The sequence below is a fragment of the Streptomyces sp. NBC_00691 genome (genome assembly GCF_036226665.1).
GTDB lineage: Bacteria > Actinomycetota > Actinomycetes > Streptomycetales > Streptomycetaceae > Streptomyces.
The window spans coordinates 4,487,250-4,499,721 of sequence record NZ_CP109007.1 but is presented as its reverse complement, the minus strand read 5'-3'; the positions used below and the strand labels follow the sequence as shown (position 1 = coordinate 4,499,721).

Below are 12,472 nucleotides of genomic sequence, written 5' to 3'. Positions count from 1 at the left end.
GATCGACCGGCAGCGCATCTTGAACATGGGCATGACACGCTTGACGGTCCGCCGAGCAGGCAGGAATCCCCCCTGCCACGACACCACCGGCATGCTCGCCCCCCACGAACCGGCGCTGCCGCTTTACTCCGCGACCTTGTCATGATCAACGTCCCACGTGAAGATCAAATAACCTTCACGAAGGGCACACAACGCCCCAGGAGCGGGCAACGCGACCGCCTGGTTGATCATGTTGTTACCGGGCGTAAAGAACCGTCGGGCGACACCCGTCCGCATGGCGAGATCCCCGGCCGACCGGGAATGACAGGCACAAACACCAGGTTGACCCATGTCATGCCGTCTTCCTCCGCCGAGCCCACGACACCCGCTCCCGACCCCGCCGCACCGGCCTCCGAGGCCGCCGCGGCGAGCACCGGATCCGCCACCCGCATGCCGCTGGCCGTCTACATCCTCGGCCTGTCCGTCTTCGCGCTCGGCACGAGCGAGTTCATGCTCTCCGGACTGCTGCCGCCCATCGCGGAGGACATGAACGTCTCCATCCCCCGCGCCGGCCTGCTCATCTCGGCCTTCGCGATCGGCATGGTCGTCGGCGCGCCGCTGCTCGCCGTCGCCACCCTGCGGCTCCCCCGCAAGACCACCCTCATCGCCCTCATCACCGTCTTCGGCCTCGGCCAGATAGCCGGCGCCCTCGCGCCCAACTACGCGATCCTCTTCGCCTCCCGCATCGTCAGCGCACTCGCCTGCGCCGGATTCTGGGCGGTCGGCGCGGCCGTGGCGATCGCGATGGTCCCGGTCGGCTCGCGCGCCCGCGCCATGGCGGTCATGATCGGCGGCCTCTCCATCGCCAACGTCCTCGGCGTCCCGGCCGGCGCGTTCCTCGGCGAGCACCTCGGCTGGCGCTCCGCGTTCTGGGCGGTCGGCCTCGCCTCCGCGATCGCCCTCGCCGGCGTCGTGACCCGCATCCCCCGCATCCCCCTCCCCGAGACGAAGCCCCGCCTCGCACGCGAGGTCGCCATCTACCACGACCGGCAGGTCCTCCTCTCGATCGTCGTCACCGCCCTCGCGGCGGGCGGCGTCTTCTGCGCCTTCTCCTACCTGGCCCCGCTGCTCACCGACGTGTCCGGCCTCGACAAGGGCTGGGTCTCGGGCGTCCTCGGGCTCTTCGGCATCGGCGCGGTGATCGGTACGACCATCGGCGGCCGGGTCGCCGACGCGCACCTCTTCGGCGTGCTGCTCACCGGCATCGCCGCCTCCACGGTCTTCCTGGTCGCCCTGGCCCTCTTCGCGTCCAGCCCGGTCGCCACGATCGTGCTGACCTTCCTCCTCGGCGTCTCCGCCTTCTACACGGCCCCGGCCCTCAACGCCCGCATGTTCAACGTCGCCGGCGCCGCCCCCACCCTCGCGGGCGCCACCACCACCGCCGCCTTCAACCTCGGCAACACCGGCGGCCCCTGGCTCGGCGGCACGGTCATCGACGCGGGCCTCGGCTTCGCCTCCACGGCCTGGGCGGGCGCGGCGATGACCGCCGTCGGCCTGGCCACCGCCGCCGTCGCACTCAAGCTCCACCGGTCGCCGTCCCGCGTGGTGACCTCCGGCACCCCACGGCCCGAGAAGGCCGTCTCGCCCACGGCCCGCTGACGCTCTCCGGCCCCGTCCGACATCCCTCGGTACGGCCCGGCCCGGCCGGAATCCCCTTGGTGCCGCCCCGCCCTCCCCGTACGGTGACGCGGTGACCACACGGATGATCATCCTCAACGGCGGCTCCAGCGCGGGGAAGTCGGGCATCGTACGGTGCCTCCAGGCCGTACTCCCCGACCCCTGGCTCGCGTTCGGCGTCGACTCGCTCATCGACGCGATGCCCCTGAAGCTGCGGAGCTCCGACGACGGCATCGAGTTCGACGCCGACGGCGGAGTGAACGTCGGCGCCGGCTTCCGCACCCTCGAAAGCGCCTGGGCCGCGGGTGTCGTCACCATGGCCCGCTCCGGCGCCCGCGTCATCATCGACGACGTCTTCCTGGGCGGAGCCGCCGCCCAGGAACGCTGGCAGACCTTCGTCGGCGACCTCGACGTGCTGTGGGTCGGCGTCCGGTGCGACAGCGCCGTCGCCGAGGGCCGCGAGATCGCGCGCGGCGACCGGGTCGCCGGGATGGCCGCTAAGCAGGCGGCCGTCGTGCACCAGGGCGTCGCCTACGACGTCGAGGTCGACACCACCCACACCGAGTCGCTGGAGTGCGCGCGCACGATCGCCGCCTTCGTCCGCTAGACACCGGGCTCGTCCGTCAGGAAGCGGCCGGGCGGCCCTTCGGGCGGCGCAGGCCGGCGGCCGTGAGGCGGCGCAGCAGCTCCTTCGACCCGACCTCGACCGCACCGCCGGCCACGGCGTCCGCGTACCGGTGGGAGGGGATGTCGTAGTGGTCCCGCTCGAAGGCGCGGGGCGGGGCGCCGATCGAGGCGGCGAAGGCGTGCAGCTCCTCGAAGGAGACGTCGCTGACCAGGTGCGACCACATGCGGCCATGGCCCGGCCAGGTCGGCGGATCGATGTAGAGGGTCACGTCAGGCCGCCCACCGGCGCGACCACCACGCCCTGCTTCCCGCAGACCCAGTGCGGGTCCGGGCCCAGCTCGGGCTCCACGTCCAGGGCGTGCGGGTCACCGGCGGAGCAGACCGGGCAGAGCGGCCAGCGGCCGTACCGTTCGAGCAGGGCGTCCTGGACGTCCTGGGCGACGAGACCGGCGACGTACGTCAGCCCCTCGGGCCACTGCTCGACCCACCAGCGCCGATGGGTCACCGCGTCCTCCACCATCGACACCACCTCGGCAGCGGCGACCTCGCGGGCCACCAGATCGGCCAGAACCAGGGCGCGAGCGGCGTGCAGCGCCTGCTCCACGGGGTCGATGTCGTCCATCCCCCCATTGTCACCCGGGGCGAGCGCCCCTCGCGAAAGGCCGAAGGTCCCTCCCCTGTCCGGGACCGACGGGGTCTTGTCGCACCACCCCTCCGAAAGTATCTTTCAGATGTGACCAATGACGTGAAGGAAAGTTTCACGGGCGACGCACCCCCCGCCCCCGCCGCGCTCGCGGCCAAGGTGCGGACCCTCGCGCCGTCCATGACCCGCTCGATGCAGCGGGTCGCCGAAGCCGTCGCCGGAGACCCCGCCGGCTGCGCCGCGCTCACGGTCACCGGCCTCGCCGAGCTCACCGGCACCAGCGAGGCGACCGTCGTCCGCACCGCCCGCCTCCTCGGCTACCCCGGCTACCGCGACCTCCGGCTCGCCCTCGCCGGACTCGCCGCCCAGCAGCAGTCCGGCCGCGCACCCGCCGTCACCGCCGACATCGCCGTCGACGACCCCATCGCCGACGTCGTCGCCAAGCTCGCCTACGACGAGCAGCAGACCCTCGCCGACACCGCCGCCGGACTCGACACCGTCCAGCTCGGCGCCGCCGTGGGCGCCCTGGCCACCGCCCGCCGCATCGACATCTACGGCATCGGCGCCTCCGGCCTCGTCGCCCAGGACCTCGGCCAGAAACTCCTCCGCATCGGCCTCATCGCGCACGCCCACAGCGACCCGCACCTCGCCGTCACCAACGCCGTGCAGCTCCGCTCCGGCGACGTCGCCATCGCCATCACCCACTCCGGCTCGACCGGCGACGTCATAGAACCGCTCCGCGTCGCCTTCGACCACGGGGCCACGACGGTCGCGATCACCGGCCGCCCGGACGGGCCGGTCACCCAGTACGCCGACCACGTCCTCACCACCTCCACCGCCCGCGAGAGCGAACTGCGCCCCGCGGCCATGTCGTCCCGGACCAGCCAACTCCTGGTCGTGGACTGCCTGTTCACCTGCGTCACCCAGCGCACGTACGAGACGGCGGCCCCTGCCCTCGCCGCCTCGTACGAAGCCCTGGCGCACCGCCACTCACCCCGCACCCGCTGACGACCACAGCACCGAAAGAGCCGCTCGTGTCTGCTACGTACTCCGAACTCCGCGCCCAGCTGGCCACGCTCACCACCGAAGCGTTCCGTCCGGAACTGGCCGAGATCGACCAGCTGCCCACCGCCGAGATCGCCGCCCTCATGAACGGCGAGGACGCCACCGTCCCCGCCGCCGTCGCCCGGCAGCTCCCCGCCATCGCCGCCGCCATCGACGCCACCGCCGCGCGCATGGCCCGCGGCGGGCGCCTCATCTACATGGGCGCCGGCACCGCGGGCCGCCTCGGCGTCCTCGACGCCAGCGAGTGCCCGCCCACCTTCAACACCGACCCCAGCGAGGTCGTCGGCCTCATCGCGGGCGGCCCCTCCGCCATGGTCAAGGCCGTCGAAGGCGCCGAGGACTCCAAGGACCTCGCCGCCGAAGACCTCACCGCGCTCGGCGTCACCGCGGACGACACCGTCGTCGGCATCTCCGCCTCCGGCCGCACCCCGTACGCCATCGGCGCCGTCGAGCACGCCCGTACACAAGGCGCGCTCACCATCGGCCTCTCCTGCAACGAGGACAGCGCACTCGCCGCCGCCGCCGAGCACGGCATCGAGGTCGTCCCCGGCCCGGAGCTGCTCACCGGCTCCACCCGGCTCAAGGCGGGCACCGCCCAGAAGCTCGTCCTCAACATGATCTCGACCATCACGATGATCCGGCTCGGCAAGACCTACGGAAACCTGATGGTCGACGTCCGCGCCTCCAACGAGAAGCTCCAGGCCCGCTCGCGGCGCATCGTCGCCCTGGCCACCGGCGCGCCGGACGAGCAGATCGAGACCGCTCTCGCCGCCGCCGACGGGGAGGTGAAGAACGCGATCCTCATGATCCTCGCCGACATCGACGCCCCCACGGCCGCCGAGCGGCTGACGGTCTCCCGGGGCCACCTGCGCGCGGCGCTGCACGCGACCGGCCCCACCCCGTAACCCCCGGGGGCACCACCCGCCGGCCCCCTCCCCCCAGAGGCACTCCTCACAGCAAGGCACCACCGCACCATGAGCACAGACGACAAGAACCGCGCCACCGCCGCCGCGATCCTCCCCCTCGTCGGCGGCGCCGAGAACATCAGCTCCGTGGCCCACTGCATGACCCGCCTCCGGCTGGGTCTGCGCGACCGCTCGCTCGTCCAGGACGAGGCCCTCAAGGCACTGCCCGCCGTGATGGGTGTGGTGGAGGACGACACGTACCAGATCGTCCTCGGCCCGGGCACCGTCGCCCGCGTGACGCCCGCGCTCGAAACGCTGATCGCCGAGACCGCCCCCCAGCACACGGCCGCGGAGGACCTCGCGGACCGGGGTGCGGCCCTCAAGGCGGCGCGGAAGGCGAAGAACGCCACCCCGTTCAAACTCTTCCTCCGCCGGATCGCGAACATCTTCGTCCCGCTGATCCCCGCCCTCATCGGCTGCGGCATCATCGCCGGCCTCAACGGCCTGCTCGTCAACCTCGGCTGGCTCCCCGGCGTCACCCCGGCGCTCGCGGCGATGGCGAGCGGCTTCATGGCCCTCATCGCGGTCTTCGTCGGCTACAACACGGCGAAGGAGTTCGGCGGTACGGCGATCCTCGGCGGCGCGGTCGCGGCGATCATCGTCTTCCCGGGCGTCGCCAAGATCGACGCCTTCGGCCAGACGCTCTCCCCCGGCCAGGGCGGTGTGCTCGGCGCGCTCGGCGCGGCGATCCTCGCGGTGTACGTGGAGAAATGGTGCCGCCGCTGGGTGCCGGAGTCCCTCGACGTCCTGGTCACCCCGACCCTGACGGTCCTGATCTCCGGCCTGGTCACGATCTTCGGCCTGATGTTCGTGGCGGGCGAGATCTCCACCGCCATCGGCGAGTTCGCCAACTGGCTCCTCGCGAACGCGGGCGCCGGAGCGGGCTTCCTCCTCGGCGGCCTCTTCCTCCCGCTCGTCATGCTCGGCCTCCACCAGGCCCTCATCCCGATCCACACCACGCTCATCGAGCAGCAGGGCTACACGGTCCTCCTTCCCATCCTGGCGATGGCGGGCGCGGGCCAGGTCGGCGCGGCGATGGCCGTCTACCTCAAGCTCCCGCGCAACGGCTCGATCCGCCGCACGATCAAGTCCGCGCTCCCGGCCGGCTTCCTCGGCGTCGGAGAACCGCTCATCTACGGCGTCTCGCTCCCCCTCGGCCGCCCCTTCGTCACGGCCTGCGTCGGCGGAGCGTTCGGCGGCGGCTTCGTCGGACTGTTCAGCATGCTGGGCGACTCGGTCGGCTCGACGGCGATCGGCCCCTCGGGCTGGGCCCTCTTCCCCCTCCTCGACGGCAACAACGGCCTGGGCGAGACGATCGCGATCTACGCGGGCGGCCTGCTCGTCGGCTACCTGGCGGGCTTCGTGGCGACGTACTTCTGGGGCTTCAGCAGGGAACTCCTGGAGGAGTTCAACGTGGACACGGAGACGGAACAGCCGGAGGTGACGGTGGCGAAGGGCGGCCCAAACCCGGCCCCCACCACCCCGGAGCCGGAACCGGCGAAGGTCTGAGCGAGGAGGGAAGGAGCCCGGTCGGAAGGATTCCGACCGGGCTCCCGCACGTCGGAGGTCCGCGGGCGGGACCTACCGGCAGAGCACGTCCCCGTCGGGCCGGACACCCTCGGTGAGGAAGCGGGTCACGGCCCCGTCCCCACAGGCGTTCCCGTTCCCCAGGTAGACGCCGTGCCCGCCGTGGTCGACGGAGACGAGCCGGGCGCGGTCACCGAGGGCACGCCGCATCGCGAGGCCCTTGCCGTACGGGGTGGAGGGATCCCGCAGGTTCTGGATCATGAGGATGTTGGACGGCCCGCGGTCGGTGATGCGGACGGGCTTCTCGACGGCACCGCCCTTCCAGTACGCGCAGGGGGTGACGTTCACGGTCATGCCGGCGGTCAGCGGGTGCCGCACGCGTTCGGCGGCGACCGCCCGCTCGTAGGACCGCACGGACTTACGGGGCCAGTCGACGTCGTTGCAGATGACGCCCATGGTGATGGCGGCGGCGTCATCGGGCATGGGGCCGGCCAGCTCGGGCGGCAGCACGGGCGTGCCCTTCGGATCGAGGGCGGTGGCGACGAGCCGGCCGAAGGCGGGGAAGGCGGCGTCGGAGTAGAGCGCCTGCTGGAGGGCCTGGAGCAGCATGGTGCCGGTCAGAGCCACGCCGGATGTGCTGGTGGGACGGGGTGCACGATCGAGCCGGGCGGCAAGGTCGAGCACGAGGGGCCGGACGTCCTCGGGTCGCTGGGCGAGCCGGAGACCGGCGTCGCTCCGGTCGGGGTGGGAGGCCCAGGCGGCGAAGTCGGGGAAGCGGTCCTCGGCGCCCTGAGCCATGCCTTCGAGCCAGCCGCGGGCGACGCGGCCGGGGTCGGGGTCGTTGCTGCTGTCGAGGACCCAGCGATCGGTCCGTCCGGGGAACTTCTGGGCGTAGGCGGCGGCGACGTAGGTCCCGTAGGAGACGCTCCAGGCGGAGAGCCTGCGCTCCCCGAGCGCCTGCCGAAGCCGGTCGAGATCGCGCACCTGGTTGGCGGTGGTGAGGCCGCGCAGCATGGCGCCGCCGTTGCGGGCGCAGGCCTCGGCGGTGCGCTTGGACCGGGCGACGTTGTCGTCGACGGACCCGTCGGCGCCGGGCCAGGACCGCAGGGTGACCATCCAGCGATCGGCGGCGGCGAGCCCGCAGGTGGCCTTGGCGGACCCGCCGACACCACGCGGGTCGAAGGCGACGAGGTCGTAGGCGCCACCCGTCTCCCCGGCGAGCGCGGCGCCCTTGAGCGCGAGCCGCTGCACACCGGAACTGCCGGGGCCGCCGGGAATGACCATGAGGGTGCCGCGCCGGACGTCGGGGCGGGTGCTGGCGATACGGGACACGGCGAGCTGAATCCGCGGCCCGTCGGGGTCGGCGTAGTCGAGGGGTACGGAGAGCTTGGCGCACTGCTGCCCGGGAAGGGCCTTGACGCCGGGGTCGCACACCCCCCAGTCGAGCCCGGTGGCGGAGGCGGGAGCGGCAACGCCTCCACCGGCAAGACCGAGACCGGCGACGATGGCGACGGAGAGACCGAGAAGAGAGGCGCTACGTCCAGGATTCGCTGTCATGCCCCCAGCCTGTCGAACCCGAACCCCCCACCCCATCCGGCAGGCACGCGACCCGGTGGTGGGGCCAACCCCCGGGGGGACGGGGGGTGTTCGGGCGGATGGGGGGACGGGGGCGGCGGGGGCGGCGGCGGGGGTCGGGCGGGGCGGCGGGAGGTGTTGGGGCGCGGGTGGGCGTGAGGGGTGAGCGTGCCGAGTGAGTGGCGGGTGGGACCGCCCTCTTTCCGAGAGTCGCTCCTTCCGGCGGCGCGTCAAGGGCGCTCCCTGCGGTCGCGTCGCTGCGCGATGGCCTTCGGCCACCCTTGACCCACCACCTCCAGGAGCGAAGACACTCTCGGAGGGCGGTCCGGGGGGCGGGGTCCACGCCGGGCCCCGGGCAGTGGCCGGGGTGGCGTGGGCGCCTTGCGGGCCGGTGGGGTGGGGCTGGGTTCGCGGCCGGGGCGAGTGGGGATCCGCCGACTCGTGCGGGGTGCGCGGTCGTTGAGTGGGGCGGCCGGGCGGCGCTCAGCGACGGAAGGCCGGCTCGGGGCGGGGCTTCAAGCCCCGCTGGTCACTCCCGGCGGGTCTGGGCGTGAGTAACTCGACATTACTCCGAGTAACCCACCGGGGAGAGACGGGCGAAGAGGATTAATCGCCCTTATCGGGCGATGAAGTGCAGGAAACTCTCGCCCACCCGCTCCCACCACCCACGGACAGCGACCAGCGGGGCCTGAACCCCACCCGACGACGGTGGGCAGTCGCCAAGCCAAGCCGGGCCGCCCCACTCAACAACGCGCACCACGCACGAGTCGACGGAATCCCGTCCACCCCGACCGCGAACCCAGCCCCACCCCACCGGCCCGCAAGGCGCCCACGCCGACCCCGGCCACTGCCCGGACCCCCCGCGCGGCCCCGCCCCCGGCCGCCCTCCGAGTGGGAAAAGGCGGCCTGCGCCGCCGGGTCAAGGGTGGGCACAGCCCATCGCGCAGCGACGCGACCGCAGGGAGCGCCCTTGACCCGGTGGTGCAGGACGCCACACTCGGAAAGAGGGCGGCCGCACCCGAGACCCACGAACCCGGCCCACCCCCGACACCCCACCCCAGCACCCCCGCCCAACCGGAACCCTTTATCCGATGGCGGTCCCCCACCCGCTGAGGGATCATCCCCCGCATGACCGCCACCCCCACCGCGAACCCCACCCCAACCCCCATCCCCACCCCCGCCGCCCCCGTCCCCGCGTCCGCCGCCGGCACTTGGGTCCTCGGGGACCTCACCGTCCATCGCGTCGGGTTCGGGGCCATGCGGCTGCCCCAGCGTGGTGAGGCGCTCGTCGAGAACGCCGTCCCGCGCGATCGCGCCGAGGCCATCGCCGTGCTGCGCAAGGCCGTCGACCTCGGTGTGAACCACATCGACACCGCCGCCTTCTACTTCTCCCCGCTCCGCTCCTCCAACGAACTCATCAGCAGCGCCCTCGGCGGGCCCTACCCCGACGACCTCGTCATAGCCACCAAGGTCGGTCCCTGCCGCGACGCCTCCGGCGCGTGGGCCGCACACGCGCGTACCCCCGCCGCCCTGCGCGGCCAGGTCGAGGAGAACCTGCGCCAGCTCGGCCGCGACCACCTCGACGTCGTCAACCTCCGTATCGTCGGCACCGATTCCATCGCCGAGCGCTTCGGCGCCCTCGCCGAGCTCCGCGACGCCGGTCTCATCCGCCATCTCGGCGTCTCCAACATCACCCCCGAGCAGCTCACCGAGGCGCAGGCCATCGCCCCCGTCGTCTGTGTGCAGAACATGTACGGCATCGGGGTCCGCCCCGAGTACGAGGACTTCGTCCGCCGCTGCGGCGAGCAGGGCATCGCCTTCGTGCCCTTCTACGCGATCGCCGCCGCCGGCCGTCAGGGCGGTGCCACCGCCCCCGAGAGCCCCGAGGTCCTCGCCGTCGCCGAGGCCCACGGCGCGAGCCCCGCCCAGATCCGGATCGCCTGGACCCTTCATCAGGGCCCGCACATGCTCGCCATCCCCGGCACCGGCGACCCCGCCCACCTCGCCGCCAACATCGACGCCGGCGCGATCCGGCTCACCGACGAGGACCTGGCCGTCCTGGCCCGTCTCCACCGCGGGCCCGCTGCCTAGACTCCCTCCTCATGACGATCACACCGGTCCCCGCCCTCGCCGCCGACCTCGCCCCGACCGGCACCCTCCGGGCCTCCATCAACCTCGGGAACCCGGTGCTCGCCCAGGGCACCCCCGAGGCGCCCTCCGGGATCACCGTCGATCTGGCGCGTGAGATCGGGGACCGGCTCGGGCTTCCCGTCGAGCTGCTCTGCTTCGACGCGGCGCGGAAGTCCTTCGAGGCGATGGCCGAAGGACGGGCCGATCTCTGTTTCCTCGCCGTGGATCCCGCTCGGGAGACGGAGGTCGCGTTCACCGCTCCGTACGTCGTCATCGAGGGCGTGTACGCCGTCCCCCGCGACTCCGGCCTCGCCACCGTCGAGGACGTCGACGTGCCCGGCGTCCGGATCGGCGTCAAGCAGGGCTCCGCGTACGACCTCTTCCTCTCCCGGTCCCTGGCGCACGCGACGGTCGTCCGCGGGGCGGAGGGTGTGGACACCTTCCGGGCGGAGGGTCTGGAGGCGGGCGCCGGCATCCGGCAGCCGATGGTCTCCTACGTCCGGGCGCACCCCGAAGTCCGTTTGATCGACGGCCGGTTCATGGAGATCCGGCAGGCGGTCGGCACGACGGCCGGCCGCGCGCCCGAGACCGTCGCGTTCCTCCGCTCCACCGTCGAGGAGCTGAAGGCGAACGGCTTCGTCGCGGACTCGCTCCGTCGCGCCGGGCAGGACGCGGGGCTGCTCGCCCCGCCGGCGGCCTGACGCACCGGGAGGCGGCGAGGCGGTTCAGCCCACCACGTCCGACGGCGTCAACGGCTCCCCCGGGAGCAGGATCCGGTCCCGGGGCCCGTACGGGGTCAGCTCGTCCCACCACCTCGCCGCCGGGTCGAAGCGGGCGTGGGCCACGGCGCCGGTCAGGGCGGGATCGCGGGCCCGGAGCGCGCGGAGGGCGAAGGCCGGGCCCTGCCCGAGGCGGACGACGCCGTCCACGGCGAGCGCGCCCAGCTCCGTGGACATCACCGGCCCGGCGACGGCGGGCGCGAGCCCCTGGACCGGTCGGCGTACCGCCTCCGCGTGGATGTCCACGACCACGGCGAGCGGCAGGCCGAAGCACCGGCGTGCGCCCGTGCCGCGCTCGACGAGCATGCGGTACGGGACGAGCCCGAGCGCGGTCTGTTCCCGCCACATGCGCGCCCAGACCTCGGCGTCGTCGTTGACGTGCCGCAGGACGGGTGCCTGGGTGAGGATCTCCGCTCCTGTCGCGAGGACGCGGGCGAGGGCCCGGCGGGTGGGCGCCGGGTCGAGCTCGCGGGGGTGCGCGACCTGGAGGAGCAGGGAGAGACGGCGGCCGGCCGCGACGACCCGTTCGAGGAGACGGAGGAGGTCGTCGGCGTCAAAGGCGGCGCCGGACCGAGCCCCGGAATCGGCGGCGGCGTCCCCGGTCGCGGTCGCGGTGAGGAAGCGTTCCGGGGTGTGGATCAGGGCTCTCGTCCGGATGCGGATCGTCCGTACCCGAGGTGTGGCCAGGAGCGGTGAGAGGTACGCGTCGAGATCCGCCGCGCTCATGGCGAGCGGGTCCTCGCCGTCGAGGACGACGTCCGTGATCTCCGGGTGCCGTGCCAGTGCGGCCTTCATCGTCTCGGGCCCGCCCGGCGACCGTCCGAGGGCGGGGTCGCCGGTGTACCGGGGGGCGCGGAAGCAGGACGCGCAGGGGGCGGGGCAGGTCGAGTGCCGGTCAGGGAGGACCAGCAGGGTGCCCGGGTAGGGGTGCCGGACGGCCTCGGCGTTCCGGCCGGACGGGTGCGGGTCGAGTCGTTCGCGCAGTCCGTCGACGACGAGTCGTGACCGGTCGTCGTCCCGCAGGGTCTGTTCGACGGCGGCGAAGTCGGCGGGGGCGAGGAGGTCGCGGTGGGGCACGAGGAGCCGGTAGAGGGGGTCGTCGGGGGCGCGTGACCAGTCGATGAGCGCGTCGGCGGCGTGGGCGGCGAGCCCGATCGGCAGGACGCGGCCGACGATGTCGGCCTCGTGCGCGAGGGCGGGTTGCCCGGTGCGGTCGGCGATGAGTCGGGCGAGGCGGTGACCGGTGAAGACGGTCACCCGTTCCTCACCACCGGGACGTCGGCGGTCTGCACGGTCGTTGCCTCCTCGAAGGCCTCACCGATGGCTGGTGCGGCGCACCCGGGACGATGATGAGGAGTCGATGCCCGGGCCGCCAATGGGCCTACCGGTGGCCCGGTTCGGGGGCAACGGAGGAGTCCGGCCAATCGTGCGCGTCAGGTACCGGACAGCACCATGTGACGCGAACATCCTATTCGCACCGAAACACCATGATTCGCACCAGTGGG

The 12,472-nt window shown here is 73.1% G+C and carries 11 protein-coding genes; 7 read left to right on the top strand and 4 right to left on the bottom strand.

Features of this window, described 5'->3' with window-relative positions:
• Positions 1–429 precede the first annotated feature (429 nt).
• Together OG392_RS20390 and cpt are read left to right on the top strand one after the other, a co-directional pair.
• Complete coding sequence (locus tag OG392_RS20390) at positions 430–1,638, top strand: Cmx/CmrA family chloramphenicol efflux MFS transporter (protein WP_329287374.1); 1,209 nt, start codon at positions 430–432, stop codon at positions 1,636–1,638.
• A 91-nt stretch (positions 1,639–1,729) separates the two neighbouring features.
• The gene (gene cpt / locus OG392_RS20385) at positions 1,730–2,263 is read left to right on the top strand and encodes a chloramphenicol phosphotransferase CPT (RefSeq protein WP_329281427.1); all 534 of its coding nucleotides are present in this window, start codon (positions 1,730–1,732) and stop codon (positions 2,261–2,263) included.
• A gap of 16 nt (positions 2,264–2,279) precedes the next feature.
• Here the strand turns inward: cpt and OG392_RS20380 are convergent, their stop codons facing one another.
• Together OG392_RS20380 and OG392_RS20375 are read right to left on the bottom strand one after the other, a co-directional pair.
• Entirely contained in the window at positions 2,280–2,552 is a 273-nt protein-coding gene (locus tag OG392_RS20380; protein WP_329281426.1) for a DUF4031 domain-containing protein, read from the bottom strand.
• The gene (locus tag OG392_RS20375) at positions 2,549–2,905 is read right to left on the bottom strand and encodes a hypothetical protein (RefSeq protein ID WP_329281424.1); all 357 of its coding nucleotides are present in this window, start codon (positions 2,903–2,905) and stop codon (positions 2,549–2,551) included. The genes OG392_RS20380 and OG392_RS20375 overlap by 4 nt, the downstream gene beginning before the upstream one ends.
• 111 nt (positions 2,906–3,016) lie before the next feature.
• Between OG392_RS20375 and OG392_RS20370 the strand changes: the two genes are divergently transcribed.
• The 3 genes from OG392_RS20370 to OG392_RS20360 all read left to right on the top strand — a co-directional run bounded on the left by OG392_RS20370 (position 3,017) and on the right by OG392_RS20360 (position 6,465).
• Entirely contained in the window at positions 3,017–3,934 is a 918-nt protein-coding gene (locus OG392_RS20370; RefSeq protein ID WP_329281422.1) for a MurR/RpiR family transcriptional regulator, read from the top strand.
• A gap of 26 nt (positions 3,935–3,960) precedes the next feature.
• Positions 3,961–4,896 (top strand): N-acetylmuramic acid 6-phosphate etherase, encoded by a 936-nt coding sequence (gene murQ, locus OG392_RS20365; protein ID WP_329281420.1) that lies wholly within the window; start codon positions 3,961–3,963, stop codon positions 4,894–4,896.
• Between the two features lie 69 nt (positions 4,897–4,965).
• Positions 4,966–6,465 carry a PTS transporter subunit EIIC gene (locus OG392_RS20360; RefSeq protein ID WP_329281418.1) on the top strand — a complete coding sequence of 500 codons (1,500 nt, stop codon included), beginning with the start codon at positions 4,966–4,968 and terminating at the stop codon, positions 6,463–6,465.
• A gap of 72 nt (positions 6,466–6,537) precedes the next feature.
• Here OG392_RS20360 and OG392_RS20355 read toward each other — a convergent pair whose 3' ends face one another.
• Positions 6,538–8,040, bottom strand: a complete 1,503-nt coding sequence (locus tag OG392_RS20355; protein WP_329281416.1) for an alpha/beta hydrolase — start codon at positions 8,038–8,040, stop codon at positions 6,538–6,540.
• 1,146 nt (positions 8,041–9,186) lie between these two features.
• Between OG392_RS20355 and OG392_RS20350 the strand changes: the two genes are divergently transcribed.
• On the top strand, positions 9,187–10,149 hold the full coding sequence (locus OG392_RS20350) for an aldo/keto reductase (RefSeq protein WP_329281414.1): 963 nt from the start codon (positions 9,187–9,189) through the stop codon (positions 10,147–10,149).
• 11 nt (positions 10,150–10,160) lie between these two features.
• Positions 10,161–10,889: a transporter substrate-binding domain-containing protein gene (locus OG392_RS20345; RefSeq protein ID WP_329281412.1), complete on the top strand. Its 729-nt coding sequence runs from the start codon at positions 10,161–10,163 to the stop codon at positions 10,887–10,889.
• A 24-nt stretch (positions 10,890–10,913) separates the two neighbouring features.
• On the opposite strand, the gene OG392_RS20340 is transcribed toward OG392_RS20345, so the two are convergent.
• Positions 10,914–12,224 (bottom strand): lysine 2,3-aminomutase, encoded by a 1,311-nt coding sequence (locus tag OG392_RS20340; RefSeq protein WP_329281411.1) that lies wholly within the window; start codon positions 12,222–12,224, stop codon positions 10,914–10,916.
• Positions 12,225–12,472 lie beyond the last annotated feature (248 nt).